This window comes from Burkholderia latens, assembly GCF_902499045.1.
Classification (GTDB): domain Bacteria; phylum Pseudomonadota; class Gammaproteobacteria; order Burkholderiales; family Burkholderiaceae; genus Burkholderia; species Burkholderia latens.
The window spans coordinates 240,829-260,079 of sequence record NZ_CABVPL010000003.1 but is presented as its reverse complement, the minus strand read 5'-3'; the positions used below and the strand labels follow the sequence as shown (position 1 = coordinate 260,079).

The following is a 19,251-nucleotide window of genomic DNA, read 5'->3' as shown; positions in this document are numbered from 1 at the left end:
CGACCGCGGGCCGCGTGCTACCAGCCATAGCGCAGCCCCCCCTGAACCGCCAGGTTGCGCCGCTCGTCGCCGCCGATGCGGCTCGCGTATTTCACCTGCGCGGTGAGCTGCATCGCCCTGCCCAATTGCGCCGAAATACCGGCTCCCAGTTCGTACCAGGTCCGCCCGAATTCGGCGGGCACGGCATTCCCGGCGATGACGGTCGTCCCCATCGGCGTGAAGTCATGCAGTACGTCGGCCGTCAGATACGGCGTCGCCGCGGTCGATCCCGATGCATCGGCCATGTTGGCCTTGAACAGGCGGATACCGGCCCGGCCGCGCAGCGCGTGGGTCGTATTGCCCGATATCGACGAAACGGCATCGTCGAAGTGATTGAGGTGCGTGTACTGGTACATCAGTTGCATCTGCGGCTCGACAGCGAACAGACCCGCAACGGCGAACGGTTGGCCCGCCTCGAGCGACATGCCGGCGCCATATCCGTTCTGCACGCCCTGCCCGCGATACACGTCGCCATACTTGTTCCGGTAGTGCGTGATCTGCGCGACCGCGTCGACGTAGCCGCTGCCGGCAAAATAATGCGTCAGGTACGCGCCCAGCGATTGCGCCTGCATTTCGGCGGTACCCGTCTGCGTCGCCAATCCGGCGATCGGGCGAAGACGATCGTCGAAGCTGGCCGACATCGAGCCGATCGTGGCCGTCACGCCCGCGTGCGTGCTGCCGCTCGCCGGGTTCGAACGCAGCGTCCAGTCCTTGCCGAACTGCGCCAGGTACGTTCGCGAATCCGCGGAGAAGCGGCCGGCACTCGCGTCGAGCCCGTTGCCGCCCACGCGTGCCCATACGGCATCGCCATGCGTACCTTGCGCCGCTTCCAGCGCCGCGACGTCGCCGACACGCTCGTGCAGACGTCCGAGCACCGAGAAGCCGTAGTCGACGTTCAGCGCCGGCATCAGCGCGTAGCCCGCGACAGCCGGTCGATAAAGCGGCGCCTGCTGCGCACCCTGAACGGGTGCGCCTGAACCCGGCGTACCCGACGCGGGGGCACCGGCGTCGACGATCGCCGAGCGCAGATACCAGTCTTGCGCCGACTGGGCCCCGCCTTGATAAAGCAGGTATTGGTATGCGCCGGCCTGGACCGGGCCCGCGAGCTGGAAGCTGCCTGGCGCGGACTGCACGCCTTGATGGATCTCGCGCTGAAGCCCTGGGCCTGCCGCGGCGGTCGCCTGCTGAACGCTGCTCGCGCCCGACTGCGGGCCGACCTCGACGACGAGGATCCCGTCTCCCACCGTTTTCGCCCCGGCCCCGCTCCCGCGCACCGCGATCGCGGTTTGACCGCTCGTCTGGCCGTGCACGACGAGGCGGTCGGTTTGGGATGCCGCCCCGCCCTCGTTGAGCAACGTGTTCACGATCAGCCGGCCGCCACCGGCGTAATTGCCGCCGACTTCCAGCACGTTGCCCGCGCGGCCGCTCGCCGCGGCGAGTTGCAGCGTGCCGGTGTTGGCCAGCGAGCCACCGATCCGCAACGTGCCGGCCGGGCCTGCGGCGAAGACCGGCAACGCATTGGCAGGCGCCAGCGTGCCGCCGTTCTGCACGGAGCCTGCGATCTGCCCGTACCCGCCCAGCGCGGCGCCCGACGCGACGGAGACGTCTCCCGAGCCGGTCGTCGCCAGCGGATGCGACGCGTCGCCGACCGCCAGCGCGCCGGCGGCGATCGTCGTGCCGCCGGTGTAGCTGTTGTTGCCAGCGAGAATCGTCGTGCCGGTGCCGCTTTGACTCACCGCGCCGCTGCCCGAAATCGTGCCGCCATAAGTGACCGTATCGGAACGGTTGAACGCCAGTGTGCCGTTGTTCACCACGTTGCCGACGATGCCGCCCGAGGTTCCGCCGTTGCCCAGTTGCAGCGTGCCGGCCGCAATCGTCGTACCGCCTGCATAGCTGTTGTTGCCGGTCAGCACGGTCGTGCCGGCGCCGATCTGGCTGAGCGAACCGTTTCCGGAAATCCGCCCGCCGTAGATCGCGGTATCGGAACGGTCGAAGGCCAGCGTGCCGTTGTTCGTCACGTCGCCCACGATACTGCCCGACGTGCCGCCGTTGCCCAATTGCAGCGTGCCCGCGGAAATCGTCGTGCCGCCCGTGTAGCCGTTGTTGCCGGTCAGCACGGTCGTGCCGGCACCGATCTGCGCGACCGCGCCGCTGCCGGAAATCGTGCCGCCGTACGCGCTCGTATCGGAACGATCGAAGGCCAGCGTGCCGTTGTTCGTCACGTCGCCGACGATACTGCCCGACGTGCCGCCATTGCCCAGCTGCAGCGTGCCCGCCGAGATCGTCGTGCCGCCCGTGTACGTGTTGTCGGCGCCGAGCGCCAACGTACCGCTATCCGTCTTCGTCAGCGCACCCGCACCGCCGATTGTGCCCGTCAGCGTCAGATTGCCGGTCGTCTGGAACGTCCCGCCCGCCGCGCCGAGCGTGATCGCCCGCGCGGACGTCAAGGCCGCCGTGTTGTGAAGCGTGCCGCCGTTGAACGACAGCGCGCCGCTTGCGTCGCCCAGGTTGGCATCGCTGGCGACCTGCAGCGTGCCGCCGTTGATGGCCGTGCCGCCGGTGTAGGTGTTGTTGCCGGTCAGCACCGTCGTGCCGGCGCCGATCTGGTTGACCGCGCCGCTGCCGGAAATCTGGCCGCCGTACGTGCTGGTATCGGAGCGATCGAAGGCCAGCGTGCCGTTGTTCGTCACGTTGCCCGTGATCGAGCCCGACGTGCCGCCGTTGCCCAGCTGCAGCGTGCCCGCCGAGATCGTCGTGCCGCCCGTGTAGCCGTTGTTCCCCGTCAGCACCGTCGTGCCCGTGCCGAGCTGGCTGACCGCGCCGCTGCCGGAAATCGTGCCGCCGTAAGTCGCGGTATCCGATCGGTCGAAGGCCAGCGTGCCGTTGTTCGTCACGTCGCCGACGATGCTGCCGGTCGTACCGCCATTCCCGATTTGCAGCGTGCCCGCCGCAACGGTCGTGCCGCCCGTGTACGTGTTGTCGCCGGTCAGCGTTGCAGTGCCCGTTCCGACCTTGGTGAGCGCGCCCGTTCCGCTGAATGGCGACGCCGCGGTGACATTGAAGCCGCCGGTGTCGACGGTGAGCCCGCCCGCGGCGAGGTTGAGTCCGGTGCCGGTAAAGCCGCTGACGAACGCGGTATTGTTCGCCGTCGCGCGCAACGTGCCGCCATCGAAGTTCGCCTGTGCGGCCCCTCCTCCGGCCGTCAGCGACTGGGTCGCGAGCGTGCCGCCGCTCGACAGGTTCAGCGTGGCCGTCGAGAACGCAGAACTGGTTATCGTCACCGTGCTTGCGGTTGCCAGCGCACCGTCGGAAACCGTCAACGTGCTGCCTTTGCTCCATAAGCCGATGTTGAGTGCCCCGCCGGCGCTCAGCTGCGACCCCGCGCCGGTCACGGTTACGGTGCCGGCTCCCCCTGTGCTGAGGGTCGTGCCGCCGAAGTTGATATCACCGGTGGCGGCCACGGCGCCGCCGTTTGCCACGTTGATCGTGCTGGTGCCGGCCGTGCCGCTGGCCCGGAAACCGACCACCAACGTTCCGCCTACCGACCACTTCGATCCGGCGCCGGAAATATTCGCGGTATTGACGGTGCTTGCTCCGAGGTCCCACATCGTTGCATTGCCGGTGGTGAGCGTACCGCCTCCCGTTATGTTCAGCGTCCCGCTGCCGCTGCTCGCCCCGAATGCCATGGTCCCGGTCACCTTCACCGCGGCACCGTCGGCAATGTTCAGCGTGCCCGGTGCGGACGTGCCCGTGACGCCGTTGGTTGCGCCCGTGCCGAGCGCCATGCTGGTGGCCGACCATGACGAACCCGGGCCCGTCACCGTGGCCGTGGCGGATCCGGTGACGGACGCACCCGCATCCCAATAGCCGATGTTCGCGGCGCCCGACGTCAACTTGCTGCCGTTCTGAATCGTCAGCGCGCTCGTGAACGTGTTCGCGGTCCCGGCGGCAACGCCGCTCATGTAGAGCGTGCCTATGGTGGCGGTCGCTGCACCGGAGACGCCCAGCACCGTCGGATTGGGCGAGTTCGTGTTGATCGTCACCGTCCCGGCGCCGGTCGGCGCGGTGCCCGTGGACCAGTTGCTTCCAACGGTCCAGTCGCCGCTGGTGGTGCCTTTCCATACCTGGGCGCCGGCCGGCGCGGCCCAGCAGCAAAGCGCAAGCACGCTCACACCCGCGCCAGCCGCCCATACCTGACATCGGCCGCTGTCGCCGCCGCTCCTGCCGCCCCGCGTGGTCAATTCCGACGCGACCACCCAAGTGCGCAGCGCCCTGGACCAGATAATGCGGAACATGCGGTTCATCGTTGTTTTTCCTGTCGGTAAGTGATCGGTTCAAGGGCCTTTGGACGTGACGGCTCGTTGCGCGGCCGAGACCCGACATGCACAGCGTCCGTCGACGTGTCGCGGCGATGTTCCGGGCTACGCGACGCACATCGGACGCGTGCTTTTCCGGTATTTCAAAAGCGATTCGGAATGCTGCTCTTCGGATTCCGTGGTGTCGTGCAACGACGATCACATGACGTGTCGTTGCGCTGCGGATCTCGCCCAAGCGGCAACAGGCAGCACGCGCCGCAACCGGCCGTTTCGCTGAAAGACCCGTTGCGTTACCGATAAGTCAGCTGCAGCGAGAAGCACGCGTCATCGCATGTTTTCGAACGCGATCGACCGCTGGCTGCGACATTCGCCGAGCGCCGCGAAACTGCATGTTGTTCGGGGACCGGGACTCGCCACGGGTTGTCGAGCTCAACAGCCGCCGAGCCGCTCGCTCAAAGCCGGCCGGCGGCCCCCGCTCTGCCAATCGAAGCGCGCCGACGAAAGCAGAGGCGCACGCGTCTGTGCGGAATGTGTATGACCCCGCCTGGGACAAGCCCATCGCTTCCGCGGGATCAGTCGTCTTGTATTGGTCTTCGCACCGTGCGTCATACACCCCACCCGCCAGACGGATTTCTTGTCGTGGATATGCGGAGCCACCGTGGGCGGCGCCAGTTTTTCATCACGCTACCGGCGTCAATATATCGACGCCAATTCATTTTCTATTCGATTTGCTTGCGAATTTCGCCGTGTTCAATTGCACAACAGACGCTCGACGGACGGACTCGAACGCATCGCGCCAAACGCCATGGAATGGCGGCATGGGTCACGTTCAATCAAGCCGTCGCGGCATTCGACGCGCAATCCCGACGGTCGACCACCCGGCACTCATTGTAATGGGGGAGGATCAAATGGATGTTTGATGGATCGCCCGTTTTGTTTGATGACGCGCACGACGCGGGATTCGATGCGGCGCGACCGCCTGCACACCAGGCAAACGGGCTGCATTCGGCGCCTGCGTCCGGGCAGTCGGCCCCGCGCGTCACATGACCGCGCCGCGCAGCCACGGCACGAATTCGCGTTCGCCGATACCGTTGTCCTCGCTGCGGGACCGCCGTCCGGATGCGACATCGAGCATCAGCCGAAACAGCCGCTCGCCGGCTTCGCCGACCGTGAGCGAACCGGCGACGATCGCGCCGCTGTCGAAATCCATGTCCGCTCGCATCCGTTCGAACAGGCCGGTCGTCGTCGCGATCTTGATCGTCGGCACCGGCTTCGAGCCGAATACCGAGCCGCGGCCCGTCGTGAAGCACACGAGATTCGCGCCGCCGGCGATCTGCCCGGTGGCCGACACCGGGTCGTAGCCGGGCGTATCCATGAACACGAGCCCGGCTTGCCGCACCGGCTCCGCATAATCGTAGACGGCGCGCAGCGGCGAGCGGCCGCCCTTCGACACCGCGCCGAGCGACTTCTCGAGAATCGTCGTGATGCCGCCGGCGAGGTTGCCGGGCGACGGGTTGTTGTTCATTTCGCCGCCGTTGTCGGCGACGTAGCGCTCCCACCACTGCAACCGGCCGAGCAGGCGCTCCGCCACGTCGCGCGACGCCGCCCGCGCGATCAGCAGATGCTCGGCGCCGTAGATCTCGGGCGTCTCCGACAAGATCGCCGTGCCGCCGTTGCGGACCAGCAGATCGACGGCCGCGCCAAGCGCCGGATTCGCCGTGATCCCCGAGTAGCCGTCGGATCCGCCGCATTGCAGGCCGACCGTCAGCCGCGATGCCGGCACCGTGCTGCGGCGCGCGCGTTCGGCCGCGTCGAGCAACTCGCGCACGATCGACACGCCTCGTGCGACGGTGTCGCGCACGCCGCCCTCGTCCTGGATGACCAGCGTGCGCACTGTGCCCGGCGCCGCCGCGTCGAGCCGTTCCGCCAATGCGCCGACCTGGTTGACCTCGCACCCGAGTCCGACGAGCAGCACGCCGGCGAAATTCGGGTTGCGCGCATAGCCGACGAGCGTGCGCCGCAGCAGTTCGATGCCGTCCCCGGTTGCCGACATCCCGCACCCGCTTTGATGGGTGATCGCGACGACGCCGTCGACGTGATCGAACGCATCGAGCGCGCCGTGCCGGTAGGCATCGGCGATCGCATGACAGACGCTCGCGGAGCAGTTGACGCTCGCGATCACACCGACGTAGTTGCGGGTTCCCACGCTGCCGTCCGGCCTCACGAACCCGTCGAAGGTGTCGCCGCGATCCGCCGGAACGTCGCACGCGCCGCCGCTGGCGCCATCGTGTTGCGCATGCCGGTCGGGCATCCCGACGTTGTGCACGTGCACGTGCTCGCCCGCGGCGATGTCGCGCAGCGCGATGCCGATCGGCTGCCCGCATTTGACGATCGCGTCGCCGCGCGCGATCGGCGCGGTGGCGATCTTGTGGCCGGCCGGTATCGCGGCCGCCGGCCGCAGCGGCGCGCCGTGCACGTCGATCGGCGCGTCCGGCGCCAGCGCGTCGAGTGCGACGGCGACGTTGTCGTTGCCGTGAAGGATCACGATTGCCGGTTGCTTCACGATTGACTTCTCCCTGTCGTTACGACGCCGGCCGATTCGTAGCGGGCGACGAGTTGCCGCAACCGCGGTTGTTCGACCGGCACCCCCAGCGAATCCGCGAGCGCCAGCAACGGCTCGATCCGCCGCGCCACCTTCTCGCGATGGTTGATCGCGATATCGGCGATGCGATGCGCGAGAAACGGATTGAGAAAGCGCTCGCGCACGCTGTCGACATAGCGCTCCGCCGTTTCGCGCATGCCGAGCGCAACGAATACCGGCGCCACTTCATCGCGCCACACCGCCTCGAGACCGTCGCGCAGCCGCGCATCGTTCATCGCGTCCAGCACCGTTTCGGATGCGTCGCGCCCCGCCGCCATCCACTGCTCCGCGAGCCAGCTGTGCCCGAGATTCAGGAAGAACAGCTTCAGGCGCTCGTGGCTGCGCAGATCGTCGGTGACGGCGATCTGCGCGTGCCGGCACGGCAGCGTCATGCCGGCATGCCGTTCGATCGCCCATAGCGCGTAGGGCTCCGCGACCGCGCCGACCGGATGAAGCGGCTCGGACACGATGCGGTCGACGAGCGAGTTGACCCACACGCACCGGTGGCGCAGATAGTCGGCGAACGCGTCCGGCAGCCGCCACGCTCGCGCGAGATCCAGCAGGATGTCGCGCAGCGTGTCGCCGTTGTTCGTCACCAGTTCGCAAGGCAGGATGGACGCACCGTCGCCGGGCCGCACCTGCCAGCGCGCATGCAGCAGCACGAGCAGCTTCGCCGGAAAGCTGCGCGGCGCCTGCGCCGGCTGGCCCAGCAGGTCCGCTGCGTCGCGCGGATCGGCACGATAGCCTGCGTCGCCGGTGTTCGACACGATCACGCGCACGGTCTCGATCGCCGCACGGCGAATTTCCGGCCAGTCGCGCTCGGCGTCCCACGCGCGATGCACGGCGTGGCACTCGACGACTTCATCGACGACGCCGCCGCGGTCGCGCCCGCGAATCCGCACCGGATAGCGACCGGTCGCGCGCAGCGCGTCGATGCGTGCGCGGCTGGCCGGATTGCCGGTCGTCTGCACGATGCCGATGCCGCCGATCGCGTGGCCGTCGTCCAGTGCCTGCGACACGAACAGGTCGACGTGTGCCAACAGGAAGCGGCTCGTGCCGAACTGCAGGATCGGCGGCATCATCGCGTGCGCTCCACGCGCCGGATTCGACGGCTCAGCATTCGACGAGCGCCTTCACGACGGTCTGCCCTGCTTCCAGCAGGCGCGGCAGCGCATCCGGCACATCCTCGAGCCGCATCCGGTGCGTGTTCAGCGCGCGGTCCGGAATGCGGCCCGCTCGCATCGCGTCGAGCACCGTCGTGAAATCCTCGGCCGTGGCATTCCGGCTCGCGAGCAACGTGGTTTCCCGCTTGTGGAACTCCGGATCCGAGAACGCGACGTGCCCGCGCACGATCGAGATCAACGTGTATTTGCCGCCGTGCGCGACGAACTCGAAGCCGCGATTCATCGCATCGAGATTGCCCGTCGCGTCGAACACCGCATCGAAATACTCGCCGTTCGTCAACGCCGCGAGACGCGCCGCGTCGTCCGCGCCCACCTCCACCGTCGCATCGACCGTCAGATGCTGCCGGCAGAACGCCAGGCGATCGGCCCGCGAGTCGAGGCACGTGACGTCGGCGCCGCGCAGCTTCGCGAAGATCATCGCGGCCATGCCGATCGGCCCGGCGCCGACGACCAGCGCCCGCTGTCCGGCGCGGACGTCCGCGCGCCGCACCGCATGCGCGCCGATCGCGAGGAATTCCAGCATCGCCGCCTGGTCGAGCGAAATGCCGTCGGCCTTGTGCACGAACTGCGCGGGCACGCTCAGATATTCGGCGAGCGCGCCGTCGCGATGCACGCCGAGCACCTTGATGTTCACGCAGCAGTTCGTGTTGCCGTGACGGCACGCGACGCAGTGTCCGCACGACAGATACGGCATCACGTACACCGCGTCGCCCGCGCCGAGCCCCGATTCGGCTTCCGCGTCGACGACGACCGCGGAAAGCTCATGGCCCATCACGCGCGGATATTCGAGGTACGGCTGGTTACCGGTAAAGATGTGCAGATCGGTGCCGCAGATGCCCACGCGCTGCACGCGCAACAGCACTTCGCCGCTGCCGCGCACGGGCAGCTCGCGCTGCTGCACGCGCAGCACGCCGGGGGATTCGCAAATCACGCTGAGCATGTCGGGTTCCTTTCGTTCTGGTTCATTCGTCGTCGCATGCGGTGTCGAGCCGGTAGAAGCGGCGCGCATTGCCGCCGAAGACGCCGGCCAGCGCCGCGGCGCCGAGCCACTGCGCGCACTCTTGTTCGCAAGCGGCCAGCCAGTCGCCGTAGCCGCCGCACGCCGACGCCAGCCGCAGCACGGGCCAGTCGCTGCCCCACATCAAGCGCGTCGGCCCGAACAGCTCCGCAAGCGCGCGAACGTACGGCCGCGTGCGCGCTCGCACGACGTCCGGGCCGGCCGATGGCCCGGCCTCCGTCCACAGGCCTGACAGCTTGCAACGAACGTTCGGCAGGCTCGCCAGCCGGCGCATCGACGACAGCCACGGCTCCAGTTCGCCGCGCTCGATGAACGGCTTCGCGCCGTGATCGATCACGATCGGCAGATCCGGATGGCGTCGCGCGAACGCGTCCAGCGAATCGAGATGGCGCGGCATCACCAGTGCATCGAAACTCAGCGCATGCTCGCGCATCGCGGCGACCGCGCGGTCCAGCCGTGGATCGTCGATCCACGCGTCGTCGGGCAGATCCTGCAGCATCGGTCGCAAGCCTCGCGCCTTCGGCGCGGCCGCGAACGCCGCGATCCGGGCCGCTGCGTCGTCGGCCTTCATGTCGACCCAGCCGACCACGGCGCCGACTGTCGCGGTGGCGGCCGCGAGATCGAGCAGAAAGCGCGTGTCGGCTTCGCTCGGCAGCGATTGCACGAGCACGGTGGCATCGATGCGCGCGGCGTCGAGCAACGGCGCCAGATCGGCGGGGCCGAAATCCCGGTGAATCGCGTCGAGCTCGGCCGGCGGCCAGCAGCCGGCCCGCGCGCCGATGCGCCAGTAATGCTGATGGGCGTCGATGCGCGCGGTCATGCGCGCGCTCCCGGAACCGGCGCGTGCGCGTCGATCAGGTCTTCGTCGCGCAGCGCATTCCACAGTTCGGCCGGCAACGGGCGCTCGAACCATTCGATGTTCTGCTCCAGTTGCGCCACGCTGCGCGCGCCGATCACGCACGACACGACGGCCGAATGCCCGAACGGAAACTGCAGCGCCGCAGCCGGAAGCGGCACGTCGAAGCGGTTGCACAGCGCGCCGAGGCGCGCCGCCTTGTCGAGCACGTCGGCGCTCGCGTCCGCATAGTTGAACTTGCCGTTGCCGGCGAGCAGGCCGGAATTGAACACGCCGCCGATCACGACGGCAGTCCCGACACGGGCACATGCGTCGAGCAGCGGTTCGAGCGCCGTCTGTTCGAGCAGCGTGTAGCGGCCGGCCAGCAGCACCGCATCGAGTGCCGCTTCGTTCAGCGCGTCGGCGGCGACTTCCCATTCGTTCACGCCGAGACCGAACGCGCCGATCTCGCCGCCCGCACGCAGCGCGTCCAGCGCGCGAAACCCGCCGCCGCGCGTCAACTGTTCCCAGTAGTGCGCGTGACGATCACCGTGCGTCATCGCGCCGATGTCGTGCACGTACAGCATGTCGACCCGCGCAAGCCCGAGCCGTTGCAGGCTGTCCTCGTGCGAGCGCATGATGCCGTCGTAGCTGTAGTCGTAGACCGGCCTGAACGGCAGCGGCTCGGCCCAGCCGTCGTCGCCCGGCCGCACGCTCGCATCGGCGCGCATCAGCCGCCCGACCTTCGTGCTGAGCGTGAACGTGCCGCGCTCGCGCGCGGCGAGCGCCGCACCCGCGCGGCGCTCGGACAGCGTGTAGCCGTAATACGGCGCGGTGTCGAAGTAGCGCAGGCCGGCCGCCCACGCGGCATCGACGAGCGCGGCCGCGTCGGCGGCAGACATCGGCCGATAAAGGCCGCCGAGCTGCGAGCAGCCGAGCCCGAGCGCGGACACCTTCAGCCCGCCGCGCGGCAATGTGCGTGTATCGCTTGCGTTCATGAGGCGTGACTGGATGCGGTAAGGACGCACGGGCGATCAGTACAGGACGTTCTTCGCCGCCTGCGAATCGAGGTTCTGCTTGTCGACCATCACGACGCCGGTATCGATCAGCTTCGGCGCAGGCTTGCGCTCGATGACGTCGATCGCCGTGCGCACGCCCTGGTTCCCCATCTGCCACGAGCCCTGCACGGCGATCGCCTGCACGGTGCCGTCGCGCACGAAGCCCTGCAGGTCCTCGTTGCCGTCGAAGCCGATCGCCACCACCTTGCCCGCCTTGCCCGACTGTTTCAGCGCACGGCCCATCCCGACCGCGGTCGGCTCGTTCGCACCGAAGATGCCCTTCAGATCGGGGTTGGACGACAGCACGTCGGTCGTCTGGTTCAGCGCGGTCGCCATTTGCGATTGCGAGTAGTACGGGCCGACGATCTGCAGCTTCGAATGGCTCTCGATGTACTTGCGGAACCCACCGACGCGGCTGATCTCGGACCCCGCGCCCGGCACGTACGACATGATCGCGATCTTGCCGGACTGTCCGACGCGGTCGATCAGCGCCTTCGCGCACAACGCGCCCGCCTTCTCGTTGTCGGTCGACAGAAACGCCTGGTAGTACGGCTTGCCGGCATCCGAGATGGCGGAGTCGATCAACACGACGGGAATGTGCGCTTCCCACGCCTTCTTGATCGCCGGGACGAGCGCATCGGGATCGGACGGCGCGAGCACGATGCCCGCCACATGACGCGTGACCGCGTTGTCGACCATGTTGACCTGCCCGCTGATGTCGGACTCGGCCGCCGGCCCCTGGAACGTCATCGTGTAGCCCTTGGCGCCGTCGAGTGCCGCCTTCGCGCCTTTCTGCACGTTCTGCCAGTAGTTCGAATTGACCGTCTTGACGATCACGGCGATCTCGCCGCCCGCGGCATACGCACCGCTGTTGCACACCGCGAACACACACGCCGATGCCGCCAGCAGGATGGATTTGTTCATGTCTCGCTCCGCTTCTCGTTGGTAGGACTGCTTGCTGCCGGTCAGGGCCGGCGATTGCGCAACTGGTCGATCCAGACCGTGCCCAGGATCACGACGCCGATGATGATCTGCTGGATGAAGCTCGACACGCCGTTCATGTTCAGGCCGTTGCGCAGCACGCCGATCACGAACGCGCCGATCGCCGTGCCCGAAATCGTGCCGACGCCGCCCATCAGCGACGTGCCGCCGATGACCGAGCTGGCGATCGCGTCGAGCTCGTACATCACGCCTTCGTTCGGCTGCCCGGTGACGAGCCGCGACATCAGCACGCAGCCGGTCACGCCCGCGAGCGCGCCGGACAGCACGTACGTGAACAGCTTCACGCCCTGTACGTTCACGCCCGACAACCGCGCGGCTTCCGCGTTCGACCCGACCGCGTAGATATGGCGGCCGAGCGCCGTTCTCGACAGCAGCACGGACACCACGACGAACAGCACGACCATGATCACGACCGGATACGGAATGCCGGGAAACGTCGTGTCGGGGAATCCGTCCGCACCGATGTGCGAGATCCGCAGCAGCGCGCCGTTGCCGAGCGCGCCGAACGCGTCGCCGAGATCCGATACCGGCCGCGCGCCGGTGATCTGAAGCGCGACGCCGCGCGCGACCAGCATCATGCCGAGCGTCGCAATGAACGGCGGCAGGCCCATCTGCGTCACGCAGATGCCGTTGACGAACCCGCACAGCGCGCCGACCAGGATGCCGGCCGCCATCGCGGCGGGCACCGGCACGCCCGCCTTGACCAGCAGCGCGGCGCAGACGCCGGCCAGCGCGAGCACGGAGCCGACCGACAGGTCGATGCCGCCCGTGATGATCACGCAGGTCGCGGCCACGCCCAGATAGGCGATGGCGGTCACCTGCAGGCCGACGGTCATCAGATTGTCGACCGAGAAGAACGCCGCGCTCGAGATCGAGAACGCGAACACGAGCACGACCAGGCTGCCCAGCGCCGCGAACTTCTGGATCAGATCGCGCCGCCGCTGTCGCGCCGCCCGCTCGTCGGCCTGGCTTCGATCGGATGTCATTTCAAGCATGGGAACGCCCCGACGCGTAGTGCATGATCTCCTCCTGACTGGTGTGTTTCGTGTCGAGCAATGCGGTCATTCGACCTTCGTGGAAAACGGCGATCCTGTCGGTCATGCCGAGCAGCTCCGGCAATTCCGAACTGATCAGCACCACGCCGACGCCGTCGGCGGCGAGCCGGTCCATCAGCCCGTAGATCGCGAATTTCGCGCCGACGTCGATCCCGCGCGTCGGTTCGTCGAAGAACAGGATCTTCGAGCCGCGGTACAGCCATTTGCCGATGACGACCTTCTGCTGGTTGCCGCCGGACAGATTGCGCACACGCTGGTGCACGGACGGCGTGCGAATCGCGAGCTCCTGCACGTAGCGGCGTGCAACATCGAGCTCGTCGTCGAAGCGCAGGAATCCGAAGCGCGACGCGATGCCGCGCACGTTCGCCAGCGTGAGGTTCGCCGCGACGGGCATCGGCAGCGCGAGCCCCTCCTTCTTGCGGTCCTCCGACAGATACGCGATGCCGTGCCGGATCGCCTCGCGCGGCGAGCGGATCGTCACCGGCCGGCCATGCAGCTCGATCGTGCCGCCGTCCGGACGATCCGCGCCGAAGATCGCGCGTGCGATCTCGGTGCGCCCGGCGCCCATCAGTCCCGCAAAGCCGAGGATCTCGCCGCGGCGCAGCGCGAACGACACGGGCCCGAACACGCCGTCCCGGCGCAGTTCCCGCACGTCGAGCAGCACGTCGTCCGTCGGCACCGATTGACGTGCCGGATAGGCGTCGTCGAGCGTGCGTCCGACCATGCGCGCGACGATGTCGTCGATGCTCACGTCGGCAAAATCGTCCGTCGAGATGTGGCGCCCGTCGCGCAGCACCGTCACGCGATCGACGATCTGCGCCATTTCGTCGAGCCGGTGCGAGATGTACAGAATCGCCACGCCGTCGGCACGCAGCTCCTCGATGATGCGAAAGAGCTGCGCCGTTTCCGCTTCCGTCAGCGACGACGTAGGCTCGTCCATGATCAGCACGCGCGCATCGTGCGACAGCGCCTTCGCGATCTCGACCATTTGCTGCTGCGCGATGGACAGCACGCCGACCTTCGTGGTCGGCGCAACGTTCAGGCCGATTCGCGCGATGCAGCGCGCCGCGTCCGCGTTCATGCGTTTCGTGTCGACGAACGGCCCGCGCCGCGGCTCGCGCGCGAGGAACAGGTTTTCGGCCACGCTCAGGTGCGGAACGAGATTGAGCTCCTGGTGAATGATCGAGATGCCTGCCGCCTGCGCTTCAGATGCCGAACTGAATCGCACCGGCGCGCCGCGATAGTGAACGACGCCGTCGTCGGGCAGGTACTGTCCGCTGATGATCTTCATCAGCGTGGATTTCCCCGCGCCGTTTTCGCCGCACACCGCATGGACCTCGCCGCGGCGCAGGTCGAGGCGAATGCCGTCGAGCGCCACGACGCCCGGGAAGCGCTTGCGGATCCCGTCCAGGCGCAGGATCTCCCGGTCCGCTTCGTGCTGTGCGCGCTGAGCCGGCAGATTGCGGGGCATTGCCATTGCGTCTCCTTGGGGCGGATCGACCGCGGCTTGGTCAGTCCAATTTTGAGGAATTACATCAATCAAGCCCGTTTTGGTCAAGCCAATTTAACTATTTCAATCAGATCTGACCAACCGTGAAAACCCGGACATCGGGCCGATTCGCCACCACACGGGGCGAAGCGACGGGCGTGATAGACTCCGCGACACGCGCTTGTGCCGAAAGCGCATTGACCCAATCCATCGGATGAAATCGACAGAACCCAAGCGGCTTTACCAATCCGTCGCGGCCCAGATCGTCGCGTTGATTCGTCAGGGCGAATTCGCGATCGGCGAGCGGCTGCCGCCGGAGCGCGAGCTGGCGCTGACGCTCGGCGTATCGCGGCCGTCGCTGCGCGAGGCGCTGATCGCACTGGAAATTGGCGGGCAGATCGAAATCCGGATGGGCTCCGGCGTCTATGTCCGCGACACGGCGGCCGACGACGTCGGCACGATGACCACGCTCGGCGACAGCCCGTCGGAATTGATGCAGGCCCGCGCGGCGATCGAAGGCAGCGTCGCCGCGCTGGCCGCCGCGCGGATGACGGCCGCGATGCTCGACCGCCTGCGCCGCACGGTTCAGCGGATGAAGCGGCTCGCGGAAGCGGGCAAGTCACCGGTAGAAGCCGACCGGCAATTCCACATGCTGATCGCGGAAGCTGCCGGCAATTCGGTGCTTACGCGCTTCGTCGGCGAGTTGTTCGACAGCCGCCACGATCCGATCGCGACCGCGATGCGCGGCCACGCGGAAAATCCGCAGACCTGGACCGCCGCCGTGCGCGAGCACGAGGACGTACTCGTCGCGCTGCAGGCCGGCGACCCGATTGCGGCGCAAACGGCCATGCGCGCGCATCTTCGCGCGTCGGAAGCGCGCTGGATCGACGGCGGGCTGAAAGCGGATCCGGATTGACTGCGCGCGCGTGGTGATCGAGGCTGTCCGCACCAACGGCCGACGGCCCCGCGCGGATCGCGCGCGGCCTCGACGGCCGCGATTCGCCGCGCCTGCCCGGCTCGAACATGACGGCAGCCCATCTTGCACGCCGTGAACTCGCCCGTGCCGCCAATCGGCGCGGCAGTCTGAAAACTCGTACTGGACGGCGATCCGGGCGGTGCTTCGTCCAGGCCCGGCGTCAACGCGCAATTGCTCGCGATGGCCGCGTCGAAACGTAGCTGCGATCGAGCTCGCTCACCGAGCGACAGCCGATGAGGGCGAGCGTCCGGTCCGTTTCCCGTTTGATCATCTCGATGACGTCGGTTACGCCGTCTTCTACCTGGCCTTGGCGGCTTTCGCGTCGCCGGCGGGGCCGGCAAGCGAGCAGGAAGAAATAAGCGCTTTCCTTGTCACCCCTGCGACTCGGACCCAGCCGCGGGCGGCTATCCGCGCCCGATCGCGGGCGCTGCAAGCAGCGCCTGAGCGGTGCGCGTCGCCATCGCGTCGTCGGATTTGTACGCCGCCGCGTAGGCATAGGTGCGCCACGATGCATCGCCAAGCGCGTAAAGACATACAGCCGCGAGCGCCATGCCGCGCGACGACAGCGCGCCGTCGCGCTCCGCCCGGCGCAATTCGCTCAACGCCTCGCCCCAGGCGCGTGCACGCACATGCCACCAGGCCAGCACCTCGCGCATTTCGCCGTTTCCGGGACACAGCACCGCCATCGCATCGAGCAGGTCCTGAACGTCCGAAAACGTATCCAGCGCCGCGCCGGCCCACAGCACGTCCATCATCCCCGTAACGATCGCGTCGTCGCTCAACGTCTCGATCATGTTCTTCTCCAGGCTTTTTCAGCCAATCGCCATCGGCGAACGCATACTTGCACTCGCTCGCACATTCAGCGCGTTTCACTTGCCGCCCGCGAGCGCCCTCGCCTCGGCCGCGATGCCCACGAGCGACAGCTGATCGCGTACCTGATCGATGAAAATCGCCGCCATCAACGCGAGCATCAGAATCGTGAGCGCGCCTTTCACGGGCTGCGCCAGCGACGGCAGATCGAGCTTTTGCGACACCTTCCCGGTAAAGCCGAAGCCGATATCGATCAGCAGCAGCATCAGCATCATCGGCGTGGCCAGCTTCGCCACCGTTTCCACCAGCGAGTCGGTTTTCAGCAGCACGAACGATTCGAGTACCGATCCGCCGGCCGGCGTGAGATTCGCAAGCGGCCACCAGGCATACGATTCGTAGATCGCGCCGAGCAGAAACGTCATGCCGCCCAGACACCAGAACGCCGCGATCGCGAACTGGCTCAGGAGCGTGGAAGTCAGCGACGTCTGCTGCCCCTGGCTCGGGTTCTGCATCTGCAGTTGATTGAAGCCGGTCAGATCGTCGACGTACGTGCCGACGCTTTCGGCGGCCCAGAACACCGTCGATGCCGCGAAGCCAAGGCCGACGCCGATCAGCGCCTCCTTCAACCCGACGCCCACGAGCATCGTCGCATCCCCCTGCTCGAGCAGGCCGCGTTGTCCGTAGGCGATGAAGCTGCCCCACAGCAGCGCGAGCGCGGTGCGCACGCGGCCTTGCACGACGTTGTCGGAGGTCGGCGGAAAAATCATCATCAGGACCATCAATCGTTCGCTGCAAAGGCCGAGCACGATCAGAAACCTGACCAGTTGATGGCTCGATTCGATCGATGCGAATGTAATCTCGCTCATTTCAGTCGCCTGTCGTTCAATGGATGCCGGCTTGCGAGCGCGCTCGCCGCTTCAAAACGCCGGACCGGGCCGGCGGCTCTCCGATGTTTCGTCATCCTGCGCGTCCTCGATCGCGAGCTCGATAGCCTTGACGAGCGTGTCGCGCCGCTTGGCGTAGATGTCGATGCGGGCACGGTTGCGCAGGATCTCCGTGCGCAGCGCACCGATCTGCGCCTCCTTCGCCGCGAGCGCCTGCCCGGCCTGCGCCGCCTGGGCCTCGAGCATCGCGTGCTCCCCGGCCGCATGCGAGCGGAATTCGCGCAGCTTCAGATACTCGTCCGCCCGGAAGGAAACGCCGCCGAGCATCGCGTCGATCTTGCCGTCGTGCGCGGCGAGCTCGGCCGCATGCGCGCGCACCGCCGCGCGGCTTTCCTCCAGGGCGTCCATGAGCGCCCGCAGCTCGCCGCGCAAACCGCCGAGCGCCGCATTGAGCTGGCGATCGAGCTGGCGGCGACGCGAGAGCACGCGCTCGAACGCGGCAACGCGGCGGTCTTTCATCGCTCGTCTCCTGCATCAGGACTGCACGATCTCGCCGAGGGCCGCGAGCGTGTCGTTCGGGTCGACGAGCAGATCGGTCGGTTGGCCGAGGAAAGCCCGGATCGCGTCGATCTTCGCAATGGCTTCGTCGGCAAGCGCATCGGTGCCGCTCTGATACTCGCCCACCTGCAGCAGCAGTTCGACCTCCTTGTGCTTGGCCATCAGCCGCCGCACGTGTCCCGCCGCCGCCACGTGCTCGCGCGGCACCACCTGCGTCATCACGCGGGAAAGACTGCCGAGCACGTCGATCGCCGGATAGCGGTTCTGTGCCGCAATCTCGCGCGAAAGAATCATGTGGCCATCGAGAATGCCCCGTACTTCCTCGGCGATCGGGTCGCCGCCCGATTCGTCCTCGGCCAGCACGGTGTAAAGGGCGGTGATCGAGCCGTGCTCCGAGCGGCCCGCGCGCTCCAGCAGCCGCGGCAGCTCCGCGAAGATCGACGGTGGAAAGCCGCGCCGCGTCGGCGGCTCGCCCATCGCCAGGCCGATTTCGCGCTGCGCGCGCGCAAAGCGCGTCAGCGAATCCATCATCAGCAGCACACGCATGCCGCGGTCGCGGAAGTATTCGGCCACCGCCGTTGCCGCATACGCGGCCTTCGCGCGCTCGATCGACGAGCGGTCCGATGTCGCGCAGACGACGACCGAGCGGGCCATTCCCTCGGGCCCGAGAATGTGCTCGCAGAATTCGCGCACTTCGCGGCCGCGCTCCCCGATCAACGCGATCACGTTGACGTCGCAGCGCGCCCCGCGCGCGAACATGCCCATCAACGTACTCTTGCCGACGCCAGCCGGCGCGAAGATGCCCATGCGCTGGCCCTCGGCCAGCGTCATCATGCCGTCGACGACGCGCACGCCCGTCGGCATCGGGGTATCGACGACGGGCCGCGACATCGGATCGGGCGGATCTGCGATGACGGGCTGCCACTCGTCGCATTCGAGCGGCCCCTTGCCGTCGATCGGCTCGCCGAGGCTGTCGATCACGCGGCCGAGCAGGCGGGGGCCGATGCGCAGCGAAAGCGGACGCCGGAGTCCCACCACGCGTGTCGCCCGCGACACGCTGCCGAGCCGGCCGAACGGCGAGAGCAGCGCGACGTCGCGCGAGAAGCCGACCACCTCGGCACGCTGCAGCAAGGCGCCTTCGGGCGAGCGCAGCTCGCATAGCTCGCCGAGCGTCGCGTCGAGCCCCGATACGCATACGAGCGTGCCGATCACTTCCTGAACCTTGCCGCATGCCGCGGGTTGTGCGCGGGCGCGCAGTTCGCGCTCCATCGCATCCATCAGCGCGGAGAAGCCGCGTACGGCCGCTGGCTGCGCGATGCGCACGCCGCTCGCTTCGTCGGTTCCGAAACCGCCCGCGCTGTCGATCATGGCGCTCCGTTCCTTGTC

The 19,251-nt window shown here is 67.7% G+C and carries 15 protein-coding genes; 1 reads left to right on the top strand and 14 read right to left on the bottom strand.

Going from position 1 to position 19,251, the window contains the following annotated elements; translation table 11 throughout:
* Positions 1–17: 17 nt before the first annotated feature.
* The 9 genes from BSE24067_RS03755 to BSE24067_RS03715 form a co-directional block, all read right to left on the bottom strand.
* Entirely contained in the window at positions 18–4,343 is a 4,326-nt protein-coding gene (locus tag BSE24067_RS03755) for an autotransporter outer membrane beta-barrel domain-containing protein (RefSeq protein ID WP_151064982.1), read from the bottom strand.
* Between the two features lie 1,051 nt (positions 4,344–5,394).
* Positions 5,395–6,918, bottom strand: a complete 1,524-nt coding sequence (locus BSE24067_RS03750) for a UxaA family hydrolase (protein WP_151064981.1) — start codon at positions 6,916–6,918, stop codon at positions 5,395–5,397.
* A complete protein-coding gene (locus tag BSE24067_RS03745) occupies positions 6,915–8,078 on the bottom strand; it encodes a mannitol dehydrogenase family protein (protein ID WP_151064980.1) in 1,164 nt (387 codons plus the stop codon). Before BSE24067_RS03745 ends, BSE24067_RS03750 begins: the two co-directional genes overlap by 4 nt.
* Before the next feature lie 31 nt (positions 8,079–8,109).
* Complete coding sequence (locus tag BSE24067_RS03740) at positions 8,110–9,120, bottom strand: zinc-binding alcohol dehydrogenase family protein (RefSeq protein WP_151064979.1); 1,011 nt, start codon at positions 9,118–9,120, stop codon at positions 8,110–8,112.
* A 22-nt stretch (positions 9,121–9,142) separates the two neighbouring features.
* Positions 9,143–10,018 (bottom strand): amidohydrolase family protein, encoded by an 876-nt coding sequence (locus tag BSE24067_RS03735; protein WP_151064978.1) that lies wholly within the window; start codon positions 10,016–10,018, stop codon positions 9,143–9,145.
* Positions 10,015–11,031, bottom strand: a complete 1,017-nt coding sequence (locus BSE24067_RS03730; protein ID WP_151064977.1) for an aldo/keto reductase — start codon at positions 11,029–11,031, stop codon at positions 10,015–10,017. The genes BSE24067_RS03735 and BSE24067_RS03730 overlap by 4 nt, the downstream gene beginning before the upstream one ends.
* A gap of 36 nt (positions 11,032–11,067) precedes the next feature.
* Positions 11,068–12,015, bottom strand: a complete 948-nt coding sequence (locus BSE24067_RS03725) for an ABC transporter substrate-binding protein (RefSeq protein ID WP_151064976.1) — start codon at positions 12,013–12,015, stop codon at positions 11,068–11,070.
* 41 nt (positions 12,016–12,056) lie between these two features.
* The gene (locus BSE24067_RS03720) at positions 12,057–13,088 is read right to left on the bottom strand and encodes an ABC transporter permease (protein WP_151064975.1); all 1,032 of its coding nucleotides are present in this window, start codon (positions 13,086–13,088) and stop codon (positions 12,057–12,059) included.
* The gene (locus BSE24067_RS03715) at positions 13,081–14,625 is read right to left on the bottom strand and encodes a sugar ABC transporter ATP-binding protein (RefSeq protein WP_151064974.1); all 1,545 of its coding nucleotides are present in this window, start codon (positions 14,623–14,625) and stop codon (positions 13,081–13,083) included. The genes BSE24067_RS03720 and BSE24067_RS03715 overlap by 8 nt, the downstream gene beginning before the upstream one ends.
* Before the next feature lie 226 nt (positions 14,626–14,851).
* Here BSE24067_RS03715 and BSE24067_RS03710 point away from each other — a divergent pair, with 226 nt between their 5' ends.
* Positions 14,852–15,553 (top strand): FadR/GntR family transcriptional regulator, encoded by a 702-nt coding sequence (locus tag BSE24067_RS03710; RefSeq protein WP_151064973.1) that lies wholly within the window; start codon positions 14,852–14,854, stop codon positions 15,551–15,553.
* Between the two features lie 220 nt (positions 15,554–15,773).
* Here the strand turns inward: BSE24067_RS03710 and BSE24067_RS32745 are convergent, their stop codons facing one another.
* The 5 genes from BSE24067_RS32745 to sctN form a co-directional block, all read right to left on the bottom strand.
* The gene (locus BSE24067_RS32745; protein WP_279612894.1) at positions 15,774–16,109 is read right to left on the bottom strand and encodes an alpha-hydroxy-acid oxidizing protein; all 336 of its coding nucleotides are present in this window, start codon (positions 16,107–16,109) and stop codon (positions 15,774–15,776) included.
* A complete protein-coding gene (locus tag BSE24067_RS03700) occupies positions 16,018–16,407 on the bottom strand; it encodes an HrpB1 family type III secretion system apparatus protein (protein ID WP_151064972.1) in 390 nt (129 codons plus the stop codon). Before BSE24067_RS03700 ends, BSE24067_RS32745 begins: the two co-directional genes overlap by 92 nt.
* Positions 16,408–16,482: 75 nt before the next feature.
* Positions 16,483–17,289 (bottom strand): type III secretion system export apparatus subunit SctT, encoded by an 807-nt coding sequence (sctT, locus tag BSE24067_RS03695; protein ID WP_151064971.1) that lies wholly within the window; start codon positions 17,287–17,289, stop codon positions 16,483–16,485.
* Between the two features lie 51 nt (positions 17,290–17,340).
* On the bottom strand, positions 17,341–17,826 hold the full coding sequence (locus BSE24067_RS03690; RefSeq protein WP_151064970.1) for a type III secretion system protein: 486 nt from the start codon (positions 17,824–17,826) through the stop codon (positions 17,341–17,343).
* A 15-nt stretch (positions 17,827–17,841) separates the two neighbouring features.
* On the bottom strand, positions 17,842–19,233 hold the full coding sequence (sctN, locus tag BSE24067_RS03685; RefSeq protein ID WP_151064969.1) for a type III secretion system ATPase SctN: 1,392 nt from the start codon (positions 19,231–19,233) through the stop codon (positions 17,842–17,844).
* Positions 19,234–19,251 lie beyond the last annotated feature (18 nt).